The sequence below is a fragment of the Micromonospora rosaria genome (assembly GCF_001567585.1).
GTDB classification, from domain to species: Bacteria; Actinomycetota; Actinomycetes; order Mycobacteriales; family Micromonosporaceae; genus Micromonospora; species Micromonospora rosaria.
In genome coordinates, this window is record NZ_LRQV01000088.1 from 1 (window position 1) to 12,118 (window position 12,118).

The window sequence follows — 12,118 nt, forward strand, 5'->3', positions numbered from 1 at the left end:
CGCTCGCCCCGCCGGCCCGCGCGGCGGTGCCCGCCGGCCGGTAGCCGCCGCTCCGCCGCCGGGCGGGCGTCCCCGGGACCGCCGTCGGGCGGGTCTCGGGGCACCGCCGTCGCGCGGGCGTCAGGGCACGGCCGTCGCGGGGGTGGGCCCGGCCTCCCGCAGGCGGACGCTGTCCTGGCTGGGCGGCACCCCGAACTGGCGGCGGTACTCCCGGCTGAACTGTGACGGGCTGTCGTACCCCACCCGGTGCCCGACCCCGGTGACGTCGTGGCCCCGGGTGGCCAGCAGCAACCGGGCCTGCTGGAGCCGGAGCTGCTTCTGGAACTGGATCGGGCTCATCGCGGTGACCGCCTGGAAGGCCCGGTGGAACGCCGACACGCTCATCCCGGACATCCGCGCGATCTCCTCCACCCGGAACGACTCCCGGTAGTGGTCACGGATCCAGCGCACCGCGCGGGCGACGTGGGTCAGGCTGCTGTCGGCCAGGCCGAGCTGCCCGACGGTGGCGCCCTGGGGGCCGGTGACGAGCCGCCAGAGGATCTCGCGGGTGATCAGCGGCGCGAGCACCGGGATGTCGCGCGGCTGGTCGAGCAGGCGCAGCAGCCGTACCGCCGCGTCGACGAGCGCGACCGGGGCGTCGCTGACGGCCAGCGCGGACGGGGTGCCACCGGCGGGCGGGACGGCACCGGCCGGCGCCGTCAGGAGCAGCTCGGCGATCGCCGCCGGCTGGAGGACCAGACCGAAGCCGAGCGCCGGCACCTCGCGGCTGGCCTCGGTGTAGTGACCGGTGACCGGCAGGTCGACCGAGGCGACCAGGTACTGGCCGGCGCGGTACTCGTACACCCGGTCGCCCAGCGCGAGGGTCTTCGCGCCCTGCGCGATGAGCGCCAGCACCGTGCCGGACATGGCCGCCGAGTTCCGGTACGCCTGCTCGGCCCGGCCGATCAGGACGCCGTCGATGGCGGTGGTCCCGTCGGGGCGGGCGTGGCGGGCCAGCAGCGTGCGGAGTTCATCGAGCGGCACGCCTCGATTAGAGCATTCGCCTCTGGTCGTCACAAGGAGAGGATCAGGCAAGAAGCGGGCACGATCTTTCTACTGTCACACCTGGTCACAGTGGTCAGATGGAAGCACCTCAATCGCAGGGAGCGCACACCGCTCCACGAATGGACAGGCAGGTGCAACCATGCGGGTCGGCATCGTCGTCGGCGCCAGCTCCGGCATCGGACAGAGCGCGGCCATCCAGCTCGCCGCCCGGGGCGCGGGCGTCATCCTGACCTACCGCGGCAACGAGGCCGGCGCGCGGGACACGGTGGCCGCCATCGAGAAGGACGGCGGGACGGCCGTCGCGCTCCGGCTGGACGTCGGTCGCAGCGAGACCTTCCCGGCCTTCCGCGAGCAGGTCGTGGCGGCGTTGCACGACACCTGGCGGCGGGACACGGTCGACCACCTGGTGAACAACGCCGGCTTCGGCGGCATGGCGAGGTTCGAGGACACGACCGAGGAGCTGTTCGACCGCTTCTCGCGGGTCCTGCTCAAGGGGCCGTACTTCCTGACCCAGGCGCTGCTGCCGCTGATCGCCGACGGTGGCGCGGTCGTCAACGTCAGCAGCAGCTCGGCGCTGCCCACCGGTCTGGTCGAGGCCGGTTACTCGGCGTACGCCACCATGAAGGGCGGCCTGAACGTGCTGACCCGCTGCCTGGCCAAGGAGTTGGCCGTCCGGGGCGTACGGGTCAACGCCGTCGCCCCCGGACCCACCCGGACCCGGCTCGCCGACGCCTCCGGGGTGGTGGGCTTCGAGGCGTACCCCGACGTGATCCCGGCGCTGGCCGCCCGGACCGCCCTCGGGCGTCTCGGCGAACCCGACGACGTCGGTACCCTGATCGCCGCCCTGGCGGGCGACGAGGGCCGCTGGATCACCGGGCAGGTCATCGAGGTCTCCGGCGGTTACGACCTCTGACGGTCGCGGCCCGGCGGGCGGCCGACCCGCCCGCCGGGCCGACTGCCGGGCTCAGGCCGGCAGCCGCCAGACCTGGTTGGCGCCGCCGAAGCAGTCCCAGATCTGCAGCCGGGTACCGTCGGCGGAGCTGTTGCCGGTGGCGTCCAGGCACCTGTTCGACGCCGGGTTGCGCAGCGTGCCGTTGGCCTGTGCCTGCCAGACCTGGGCGCCGGTGCCGTTGCAGTCCCAGAGCTGGACCGGGGTGCCGTTGGCGGTGCCGGCGCTGGTCACGTCGGCGCACTTGCCGAGCGCCCGGAGGGTGCCGTCGGCGGCCACGGTCCAGGTCTGGGCCGGGGTGCCGTTGCAGGCGTAGAGCTGGACGGCGGTGCCGTTGGCGGTACCGGCGGCGGCGACGTCCACACACTTGCCGGCGATGCCGGTGACCGGGCCGGTCCGGCCGCCCGGCGGTGGCGTGCCACCACCCATGACCGTGTCGTAGATCGCGCTGACCAGCGAGGTCGATCCGCCGGTGTCCTGGCTGAGTTCCCAGTTCATCATGCCGCCGGCGTTCGCCATCGCCCACTGGGTCTTGCGCTTGACGGTCGGGACGCCGTTGTAGCACTGCTGGACGCCGCCGACGGTGGTGCAGTCCCGGTTGGCGTTGGCCGGGTCCAGGGCGACCAGCGACGCGTAGGTGTGGTAGCCGGGCCGGCTGTAGAAGGGCACCCCCAGGACGGCCTTGGCGGCGGGCAGGCCGCGCGCCTTCCAGCCGTTCACGGCGTTGATCGACCAGTCGTAGCCGGCGTGGGGGCTGCCACCGTCGTACGCCATGATGTTGAGGAAGTCGACGTGCCCGAAGACAGCGGTCGGCACCCCCTGGGTGTAGTAGCCCTCGGCGACGACGGCGGCGGTGAGCAGCTTGCCCCGGGGGCGCAGCGCCGCGCTGAGCTGCGACATGAGCAGGCCGAAGTTGGTGGCGGAGGCACCCGGGTCCGGGTACTCCCAGTCCATGTCGACGCCGTCCAGGCCGTACTGGTCGACGAAGGCGACCACGCTGTTGACGAACGTGGTGCGGGTGCTGGCGTTCGCGGCCAGCGCCTCGAAGGCGCTGTCGTCACCGTTGTTCCAGCCGCCGATGGCGATGGAGACCTTGACGTTGTTGGCGCGGGCGAGCGAGACGAGCGAGGAGAGCTTGCCCGGGTTCTCCACCGGGCGCAGCGTCCCGTTGCTGTTGGGCAGCACGAACGCGTAGTTGATGTGGGTGAGCTTGCTGTACTGCACCGTGTTGACGGTGCCGCTCCAGGACGGCATGTACCCGACGCTCTTGAAGTTGTTCGGCAGGACCACGGCCCCGGCGGCGGTCGGGGTCACGGCGAGGGTCGCGCCGGCGGTGACCAGTGCGAGCAGACCGGCGGTCAGGGCCGAGCGGGGGCGGTGACGTGGTGAGGACATCGAGGGCCTTCCCGTGGCAGGTGACGGCACCGTGCCGCCACGGCCGGCACCGCTGCGGCCAGCGGCCGGCCGGGCGTACGGGTGGACAGGACGGGTTCCTCGAGGCAGCCAAATATTAAAGACTCTTAACGGTATCGGTCAATCGGTCACGTACCCGGCGTGCTCGGCCCACGGCCGCGCGGACGAGGGGGTGAGCGCCTGCGCGGCGCGTAGGCTGCCCGGAGCAGCCGCCGGCATCACCCGGGTGGCCAGGCCCGACGGCAGCTCAGGGCTGGGTAGCGTGGCACCCGTGACGCGGATGCCCCCTCGCTCGTCCGGCCTCGCCGGCGAGCTGCGCCGCGCCGGGCTCGAGGTGCGGGACGACGCGGTGACCCGGGCCGGGTACGCCAGCGACGCCTCCCTGTACCGGATCCCCCCGACGGCGGTGGTCCGCCCCCGGGACGCGGCCGAGGTCGCCGCCACCCTGGAGATCGCCCGCGCGGCCGGCGTGCCGGTGACGGCACGCGGGGGCGGGACCTCCATCGCCGGCAACGCGGTGGGGCGCGGCATCGTGCTCGACTTCAGCCGCCACATGAACCGGGTGCTGAGCATCGACCCCGAGGCCCGGACCGCGGTCGTCCAGCCCGGCACGGTGCACGCCGTCCTCCAGCGGGCGGCGCTGCCGCACGGCGTCCGGTTCGGACCCGACCCGTCGAGCCACTCCCGGTGCACGATCGGCGGGATGATCGGCAACAACGCCTGCGGCAACCGGGCGCTCGGCTACGGCCGGACCTCGGACAACGTCCGGGGGATGACCCAGCTGCTGGCCTCCGGCGAGACCCTGGTGACCGGGTACGACGCCGCCGGCCGCCCGCTCGCCCACGGCCCGGCCGGTCTGCTGTCCGACCTGCGCCGGGTGATGGGCCGCCACCTCGCGACCGCCCGTACCGAGTTCGACCGGTTCGGCCGGCAGGTCAGCGGGTACGCGGTGCAGCACCTGCTGCCGGAGCGCTTCGACCTGAACCAGGCCCTGGTCGGCTCCGAGGGCACCCTCGCCGTCGTCACCGAGGCGACCGTGCGCCTGGTCGCCGACCCCGAGCACCGGGTCCTCGTCGCGGTGGGCTTCGACGACATCGTCGCCGCCGGCGCGGCCGCCCCGGTGGTGACCACCTTCGCCCCGACCGCCTGCGAGGGCATGGACGAGCGGCTGGTCGCGGTGCTGCGCGCGCGCCGGGGCGACGCCGCCGTGCCGCCGCTGCCCCGAGGTCGCGCGTGGCTGTTCGTCGAGATCGCCGGGGACGACCGGGCCGAGGTGCTCGACCGGGCCCGCGCGCTGGCGCGCGCCGGCCTGGGCGTCGAGTCGGTCCTGGTCGCCGATCCCGTGACGGCGGCGAGACTGTGGCGCATCCGCGAGGACGGCGCCGGCCTCGCCGGCCGGGCGCCCTCGGGACGCCCGGCCTGGCCGGGCTGGGAGGACGCGGCCGTCCCGCCGGAGCAGCTCGGCTCCTACCTGGCCCGCTTCGACGAGCTGGTCGCCGCCCACTCGATGACCTCCGCGCCGTACGGCCACTTCGGCGACGGGTGCCTGCACGTCCGCCTCGACTACCCGCTCGACCGGTCGGACGGCCTGCGGGTGCTGCGCCGGTTCCTCGTCGCCGCCGCCGAACTGGTGGCCGAGTACGGCGGCTCGCTGTCCGGGGAGCACGGCGACGGCCGCGCCCGGGGCGAGCTGCTGCCGACGATGTACTCGGCCGACGCCATCGCGCTGTTCGGCCGGATCAAGCACGCCTTCGACCCGGACGACCTGCTCAATCCCGGGGTACTGGTCGACCCCGACCCGTTCGACGCCGACGTGCGGGCCGCCGGGGTGGCCCCGTACCGCTCGCGGCTGGCCTTCGCCTACGGGCACGACGGCGGGGACCTCGCCCAGGCGGTGCACCGGTGCACGGGCGTCGGTGCGTGCCGGGCGGACAACTCCGCCGCCGGCGGGGTGATGTGCCCGTCGTACCTGGCCACCCGGGAGGAGAAGGACTCCACCCGGGGCCGGGCCCGGGTGTTGCAGGACGTCGTCCGGGGGGCCGTGGACTGGCGGTCCCCGGCGGTCGCCGAGTCGCTCGACCTCTGCCTGGCCTGCAAGGGCTGCCTGTCCGACTGCCCGACCGGCGTCGACCTGGCGACCTACAAGGCCGAGGCCCTGCACCAGCGGTACCGCCGCCGGCTCCGGCCGCTGGCGCACTACACCCTGGGCTGGCTGCCCCGCTGGAGCCGGCTGGCCGGCTACGCGCCCCGGATGGCGAACCTCGCCGTCCGGCTGCCGGTGCTGCGCCGGCTCGCGCCGCCGCTGCTCGGGGTCGACCACCGCCGGTCGCTGCCGACATTCGCGCCCACGCCGTTCCGCCGCTGGTGGGCGGCGCGGGTGGCGTCCACGGCCACCAGCGGCCGGCCGGTGCTGCTCTTCGTCGACACCTTCACCAACTCGTTCTCCCCGACGGTCGCCGAGGCGGTCGTCCGGCTGCTGCGCACGGCCGGCTTCGAGCCCCGCCTGCCGGCGGCGTCGCTGTGCTGCGGCCTGACCTGGATCAGCACCGGCCAGCTCGACGCGGCCACGCGCATCCTGGGCCGGACCGTCGCCGAGCTGGCGGCTGCGGTCCGGGCCGGCGTGCCGGTGGTCGGCATCGAGCCGTCCTGCACCGCCGTGCTGCGCTCCGACGCGGTCGACCTGCTGGCCGGCACCGACCGGGCCGCCGACGCCCGCACGGTGGCGGCGGCCACCCGGACCGTCGCCGAGCTGCTCGCCACCGCCGAGGACTGGGTGCCGCCCGACCTGACCGGCACGGTCGTCGTGGCGCAGCCGCACTGCCACCACCACGCCGTGCTCGGCTGGGCCACGGACCGGGCGTTGCTGGAACGGACCGGCGCCACGGTGACCACGCTGGCGGGGTGCTGCGGGCTGGCGGGCAACTTCGGCGTGGAGCGGGGCCACTACGAGGTCTCGGTCCGGGTCGCCGGGCAGAACCTGTTGCCGGCCCTCGACGCCCACCCCGACGCGGTGGTGCTGGCCGACGGCTTCTCCTGCCGCACCCAGGTCGCCGACCTGCGCCAGCGGCCGTCGCTGCACCTGGCCGAGCTGCTGGCCGGCCCGGACCCCGCCGGGCCCCGCTGAACGGGGGGAGTGGGCCCTCGCCGTGGCCGTCCGGCGCGGCGCGCAGCAGCCCGTCGCGCACCACCTCCCAGTCCACCGTGTGCGCGCTCACGCGCGTCAACCAGCCGGCGGCCGGGGCGGGACAGGGTCGGCGTCGACCGGCGGTGAGCGGTTACTTCTCCCTGGCTCTCGGGGGCTGGCCGGGTGCTTGACAGGTCTCTCCTGTGAGCGTGAACATAGATGACAATCGCTTGTAACGAGTTCGTCGTCGGACGGAAACACCGAGGTCGATCTCGCGACGGCTCCGGCGGCCCACCGGGCACCGGCGCCCTCGCCGCGAATGCTCCCCACCGGTCGCCACGCCGACTCCGAAGGGCCGTCATGATCTCGCCCCTCCCCGCCGTCCGGAGGCTCCCCGCGTGCCGTCGGGCAGCCGTCCTCGCCCTGGTCGCCGCCGTCGCCGCCACCGGCCTCGCGGTCACCGCCCGCTCGGCCCCGGCCGCCGTGGTGGACACCACGCAGTGGCGGCTCGCCCGGGTGGCGGGCGGCACCGCGCCCACCACGCCGCTGGCCACCGGTACGCCCACCACGCCGCCGGCGGGCTATCCCCAGCCGGGCCGGGTGACCGGTGACGTCTCGGTGCACGACCCGACGATCGTGCGACGGCCCTCGGGCGGCTACCTGCTGGCCCACACCGGCGACAACATCGCGCTGAAGACCTCCCCGGACCGTACGGCGTTCCGCAACGCCGGTGCGGCGTTCCCGGGCGGGGCGCCGTGGACCACGACGTACACCGGCGGCAGCCGAAACCTGTGGGCGCCCGACCTGTCGTACCACGGCGGCCGGTACCTGCTGTACTACTCGGCGTCGACCTTCGGCTCGAACCGGTCGGCGATCTTCCTGGCCACCAGCCCGACCGGCGACGCCGGCACCTGGACCCACCAGGGCCTGGTGATCGAGACCCGCACCTCGGACACCTACAACGCCATCGACCCGAACCTGGTCGTGGACGCCTCCGGCCGGTGGTGGCTCAGCTTCGGCTCGTTCTGGTCCGGCATCAAGCTGATCGAACTCAACCCGGCCACCGGCCTGCGCGCCGACACCACCGTCCGCAGCATCGCCGGCCGGGGCGGCGGGGCTATCGAGGCCCCGGTGATCGCCCGGCACGGCGGCCACTACTACCTGTGGGTCTCGTTCGACCAGTGCTGTCAGGGCGCGGCCAGCACCTACCGGGTGATGGTCGGCCGCTCCACCAGCGTCACCGGCCCCTACCTGGACCGCGCCGGCACCCCGCTGACCTCCGGCGGCGGCACCCAGGTGCTGGCCGGACACGGCAGCATCCATGGCCCCGGCCACCCGGCCGTGCTCACCGACACCGACGGCGACCTGCTGGTCTACCACTACTACGCCGACAACGGCGCGGCCCGGCTCGGGATCAACCGGATCGGCTACGACGCCGCCGGCTGGCCCTTCGTCCACTGACGCCCCCGTCCAAACCCGCGAAAGGTCCCCTCACATGCGTACCCGAGCGCGTGCCCTCCTGGGAGCCGCCCTGGCCCTGGTCACCGGCGGCGTCGGCGCGGTGGTGGTGACACCGCCGGCAGCGGCGGCCGTCGTCCAGCCCGGCACCGCCTACGTGCTGGTCAACCGGCACAGCGGCAAGGCCCTCGACGTCTACAACCTGGCCACCACCGACGGCGCCGCGATCAACCAGTACAGCCGCAACGACGGCGCCTGGCAGCAGTGGCGGTTCCTGGACTCCGGCGGCGGCTGGTACCGGGTGCAGTCCGCGCACAGCGGCAAGGTCCTCGAGCTGCCCACCACCGCCGACGGCATCCAACTCGTGCAGAACACCGACCGCGACGACGCCCGGCAGCAGTTCCGCCTCGCCGACTCCGCCGGTGGGCACGTCCGGCTGATCAACCGCAACAGCGGCAAGGCGCTCGACGTCTGGGAGTGGTCCACCGCCGACGGCGCCCGGGTCAGCCAGTTCACCGACCTCGACGGCGCCAACCAGCAGTGGCAGATGATCGCCCTCGGCGGTGGCGCCCCGGGCACGTTCACCAACCCGATCAAGCGCGGCGGCCCGGACCCGTGGCTCCAGCACCACAACGGTTACTACTACCTGGCCACCACCACGTGGAACTCCACCGTCACCATGCGCCGCTCGACCACCCTGGCCGGCCTGGCCGCCGCCCCCGACCAGGTCGTCTTCAACCTGGCCGGCCGCCCCAACGGCTGCTGCAACATGTGGGCCCCCGAGTTCCACCTGCTCGACGGGCCCAACGGTCGCCGCTGGTACCTCTACTACACCGCCGGGCAGAACGTCGCGGACTTCAACCCCACCCAACGGTTGCACGTGCTGGAGTCCGCCGGCACCGACCCGATGGGCCCGTACACCTTCAAGGCCGACCTGGGTACCGACTGGCAGCTCGACGCCAGCGTCCTCAAGGTCGGCAGCAACCTGTACCTGATGGGCACCTACGGCGGTGACGGCGCCGGGCAGAGCAACTTCATCCAACGCCTGACCAACCCCTGGACCCTGTCCGGCTCCCGGGTCCGGCTCAGCTCCCCGACCCTGAGCTGGGAACGGCAGACCCACCCGGTCAACGAGGGCCCCGAACCGCTGTACCGCAACGGCCGGGTCATGGTCGTCTACTCCGCCTCCGCCTGCTGGGGCCCCGACTACAAGCTCGGCCTGCTCACCCTCACCGGCAGCGACCCGATGAACCCCGCCCACTGGACCAAGCACCCCACCCCCGTGTTCCAGCGCAGCGACGGCAACGGCGTCTACGCCCCCGGCCACAACGGCTTCTTCACGTCCCCCGACGGCACCGAGGACTGGATCGTCTACCACGCCAACGACTCGGCGGGCGGCGGCTGCGACATGAACCGCTCCACCCGCGCGCAGAAGTTCACCTGGAACGCCGACGGCACCCCCAACTTCGGTAGCCCCGCCCGGCTCGGCGTCACCCTGACCGCCCCGTCCGGGGAGTAGGCCCGGACGCTCCGACGGTCGACAGCGGTGCCCGGCCGACGAACGTCCATAATGGAGGGCACACCCGCCGCAGCGGGTGGACGACACGTACACCATCGAGGCGGGGTATGCCCAGCACAATGACGCCGGCCCCGCCGTGGCGGTGGACGATCGCGGCGGCGGCACTGCTCGTCCTCGTCGCCGGTACCGCCGCGCCGGGGCTCGCCGCCGCGGACCACGATGACACGGCGGCTGCCCCGCCGGTGCCGCGGCTGTCCGTGCCGGACCGTCTCGGTCCGCCGCAGTGGGGCGCGTGGGAGGTGCGGCACCGCCCGGTCGCCGCCGCCCCGGCCATCTTCACCGCCGAGAACTGGTGGTACGAGCCGCCGAGCCTCGGGTCGGTGGCGGTGGTGGCCGCCGGGACCGACGACTACCGGCTGCTCGCCAGCGGGTGGCCCGCCCGCGCGGGCGAGGACGCGCTGCTGTCTCCCGACGGCCGAACCGTGGCACTGCCGAACCACCTCGTGGAGACCCACACCGGACGGACCCGGTCACTCCCCTCGGTCGACGGCACCGGGGACAGCATGCCGGCCGCCTGGTCACCGGACGGTGACCTGCTGGCGCTGGTCGGCATCGACGGCGGCTACGCCGCGCAGCAGGACGGGGTGGAGACGTACACCGTGCGTCGCGCGGTGCTCGCTGTGTCGGAGGTGGCGTCCGGCCGGCTCACCACGGTCGCCGACCTGCGGCCGGACGCGCTCGCCTTCGGTTGGCTCGCGGCGTTCGCGCCGGACGGGCGGACCCTCGCCTACCAGGCGGGCGACTCCGTCGTCGTGGCGACGGTCGACGGCCGGACGCTGCACCGTTTCCCCGTGCCGCCGGGCACCCGGCTGGCCGGCAAGGGCGCCTGGATCCCCGACGGCACCGGCCTGACGCTGGTCGACCAGCGACGGTGCTGCACCGGCGACGCCTACGCCGCACGGTGGCAGCTGCGGGTCGTCTCCCCGAACAGCGGCCGGGACCTGCCGCACGCGGTCCTGCCCGAGCAGGCGGGGCTCGTCGCGCTCCGGCTGCTCGGCTGGGCACCCGACGGCGCGGCGGTGGTGGCCCGCTACCGGCCCGAACCCGGCATCACCGTCGCCGGCTTCGACGCTCCCGACGGCATCACGAACGGCGCCTGGACCGCCACCGACACGGACGTCGTCGCCCTCGACCGGCAGGGTGCGGCCCGGACCGTCCTCGTCGGTGTCGACCAGGCGGTACACGGCATCGACGTCGCTGACCAGGCGATCGGCAGCGGCCTCACCCACTCCGGACACCTGCCCCCACGCGGCGTCGGGCCCCGGTACCGCCGGTACGCCGTCGTGGCGGGCACGGCCGGCGTCCTCCTCGTCGCAGGTCTGGCGGTCGGCTTCACCCGCCGCTCACGACGGCGGACCGCCACGCACAGCACCGCCCCGGCGGGATCCGACACCGGGCCGGACCCTCGGTGACACCCGGCGGGTGCGCCAAGCACCTCGACGGCACCTGACGTGAAGAGGTGGACACGTCAGGCGGGTGCGATCTCCGGGGCGGTCGGGGACGAGGGGCCGGACGCCTTCCGGCGGTCGCGGAGCGACCAGCGGCGGGCCAGCAGCGTGGCGCCGGCCAGGGCGGCCAGGACCATGGCGACCTCGGTGAGCACGACCGGCGGTGCCGTGCTGTAGTCGGTGGACCAGGCGAAGGCCATCGTGAGCGGCGTGACGAGGATGCCGGCGATCGGTATCAGCAGGCTCATCATCCAGCCGGTGCGCCGGATCCGGGGCAGGTCGCGCAGGCGGAGCCGGACCGCGAGGACCGCTCCGGCGACCACCACGAGGGCCGGCACGCCGTAGTAGACGGCGACCGCGACCTGGATCGGCACCTGGACCGAGCGGGGGATGTCGATCAGGCGTACGAACACCGGGTACATCGTGATCAGGACGGCGTAGGCGAGCACGCCGCCGAGCACCGCGCCGGCCAGTGCGGTCCGGAGAACGCGACCGTAGTCCCGGCGGACCCGTCGGACACCGGCCTCGACGGCGAGCCGCCGGGCGAAGCCGGCCACGTCACCGCCGAGCAGTCGCGCGGCGTCGACCCCGTCCGCAGCCGCGGCCTGCAGGTCGAGGCGCAGGTCGGTGGCGAGGGCCGTGCGATCGGCCGTGCCGACCCCGTAGGCGCGCCAGGCCCGGTCCGCCTCGGCCAGGACGTCGTCGATGGAATCCACGGTCAACTCCTCGTGGGGCTGTGGTCGGGGGCGGTGAGGACGGCGGCGACGGTGTCGGCGAAGCGGGTCCACTGCTGCTGCCAGGCAGCGAGCTGGACGCGGCCGGAGTCGGTCAGCGCGTAGACCTTGCGGGGTGGCCCGGTCGGGCTGACCTGCTGCTCGTCGGCGACGAGCCCGAGTCGGCGCATCCGGGTCAGCAGGGGGTAGATGGTGCCGTAGCTGATCGCGCCGAAACCGGCCGTCGCCATCCGCCGCACCAGCTCGTAGCCGTGCGCGGGCTCGCGGGCCAGCAGCGCCAGGAGGCACATGTCCAGCGCGCCCCGCAGGAGCTGGGTCTGCCGCTCGGTGTCGTCGGCCGGCTGACTCTCCACCGCTACCATGCGACGC

At 74.2% G+C, this 12,118-nt stretch carries 9 protein-coding genes; 5 read left to right on the forward strand and 4 right to left on the reverse strand.

What is annotated here, in order from left to right; all coding sequences use genetic code 11:
• Positions 1 to 120 precede the first annotated feature (120 nt).
• Positions 121 to 1,023: an AraC family transcriptional regulator gene (locus AWW66_RS21170; RefSeq protein WP_067369285.1), complete on the reverse strand. Its 903-nt coding sequence runs from the start codon at positions 1,021 to 1,023 to the stop codon at positions 121 to 123.
• A gap of 160 nt (positions 1,024 to 1,183) precedes the next feature.
• On the opposite strand from AWW66_RS21170, the gene AWW66_RS21175 reads away from it, so the two are divergent.
• Positions 1,184 to 1,957 carry an SDR family NAD(P)-dependent oxidoreductase gene (locus AWW66_RS21175; RefSeq protein ID WP_067369288.1) on the forward strand — a complete coding sequence of 258 codons (774 nt, stop codon included), beginning with the start codon at positions 1,184 to 1,186 and terminating at the stop codon, positions 1,955 to 1,957.
• Between the two features lie 51 nt (positions 1,958 to 2,008).
• Here the strand turns inward: AWW66_RS21175 and AWW66_RS21180 are convergent, their stop codons facing one another.
• Entirely contained in the window at positions 2,009 to 3,388 is a 1,380-nt protein-coding gene (locus AWW66_RS21180) for a glycosyl hydrolase family 18 protein (protein ID WP_067369289.1), read from the reverse strand.
• A 298-nt stretch (positions 3,389 to 3,686) separates the two neighbouring features.
• On the opposite strand from AWW66_RS21180, the gene AWW66_RS21185 reads away from it, so the two are divergent.
• From AWW66_RS21185 to AWW66_RS21200, 4 genes are all read left to right on the forward strand, one after another.
• The gene (locus AWW66_RS21185) at positions 3,687 to 6,530 is read left to right on the forward strand and encodes an FAD-binding and (Fe-S)-binding domain-containing protein (RefSeq protein ID WP_067369292.1); all 2,844 of its coding nucleotides are present in this window, start codon (positions 3,687 to 3,689) and stop codon (positions 6,528 to 6,530) included.
• A 360-nt stretch (positions 6,531 to 6,890) separates the two neighbouring features.
• The gene (locus tag AWW66_RS21190) at positions 6,891 to 7,991 is read left to right on the forward strand and encodes an arabinan endo-1,5-alpha-L-arabinosidase (protein ID WP_211272043.1); all 1,101 of its coding nucleotides are present in this window, start codon (positions 6,891 to 6,893) and stop codon (positions 7,989 to 7,991) included.
• Between the two features lie 34 nt (positions 7,992 to 8,025).
• The gene (locus tag AWW66_RS21195; protein ID WP_067369295.1) at positions 8,026 to 9,507 is read left to right on the forward strand and encodes a family 43 glycosylhydrolase; all 1,482 of its coding nucleotides are present in this window, start codon (positions 8,026 to 8,028) and stop codon (positions 9,505 to 9,507) included.
• Between the two features lie 107 nt (positions 9,508 to 9,614).
• On the forward strand, positions 9,615 to 10,979 hold the full coding sequence (locus AWW66_RS21200) for a TolB-like translocation protein (RefSeq protein ID WP_157527659.1): 1,365 nt from the start codon (positions 9,615 to 9,617) through the stop codon (positions 10,977 to 10,979).
• Positions 10,980 to 11,035: 56 nt separating this feature from the next.
• Here the strand turns inward: AWW66_RS21200 and AWW66_RS21205 are convergent, their stop codons facing one another.
• Positions 11,036 to 11,731, reverse strand: a complete 696-nt coding sequence (locus tag AWW66_RS21205; protein WP_083978703.1) for a hypothetical protein — start codon at positions 11,729 to 11,731, stop codon at positions 11,036 to 11,038.
• 2 nt (positions 11,732 to 11,733) lie between these two features.
• The gene (locus AWW66_RS21210; RefSeq protein ID WP_067369303.1) at positions 11,734 to 12,111 is read right to left on the reverse strand and encodes a PadR family transcriptional regulator; all 378 of its coding nucleotides are present in this window, start codon (positions 12,109 to 12,111) and stop codon (positions 11,734 to 11,736) included.
• Positions 12,112 to 12,118: the final 7 nt, after the last annotated feature.

Excerpts from the sequence above, each read along its gene's own strand:
- AWW66_RS21195 (WP_067369295.1), top strand. The coding sequence starts at position 8,026 with ATGCGTACCCGAGCGCGTGCCCTCCTGGGAGCCGCCCTGGCCCTGGTC.
- AWW66_RS21175 (WP_067369288.1), top strand. The coding sequence starts at position 1,184 with ATGCGGGTCGGCATCGTCGTCGGCGCCAGCTCCGGCATCGGACAGAGC.
- AWW66_RS21190 (WP_211272043.1), top strand. The coding sequence starts at position 6,891 with ATGATCTCGCCCCTCCCCGCCGTCCGGAGGCTCCCCGCGTGCCGTCGG.
- AWW66_RS21180 (WP_067369289.1), bottom strand. The coding sequence starts at position 3,388 with ATGTCCTCACCACGTCACCGCCCCCGCTCGGCCCTGACCGCCGGTCTG.
- AWW66_RS21200 (WP_157527659.1), top strand. The coding sequence starts at position 9,615 with ATGCCCAGCACAATGACGCCGGCCCCGCCGTGGCGGTGGACGATCGCG.
- AWW66_RS21185 (WP_067369292.1), top strand. The coding sequence starts at position 3,687 with ATGCCCCCTCGCTCGTCCGGCCTCGCCGGCGAGCTGCGCCGCGCCGGG.
- AWW66_RS21210 (WP_067369303.1), bottom strand. The coding sequence starts at position 12,111 with ATGGTAGCGGTGGAGAGTCAGCCGGCCGACGACACCGAGCGGCAGACC.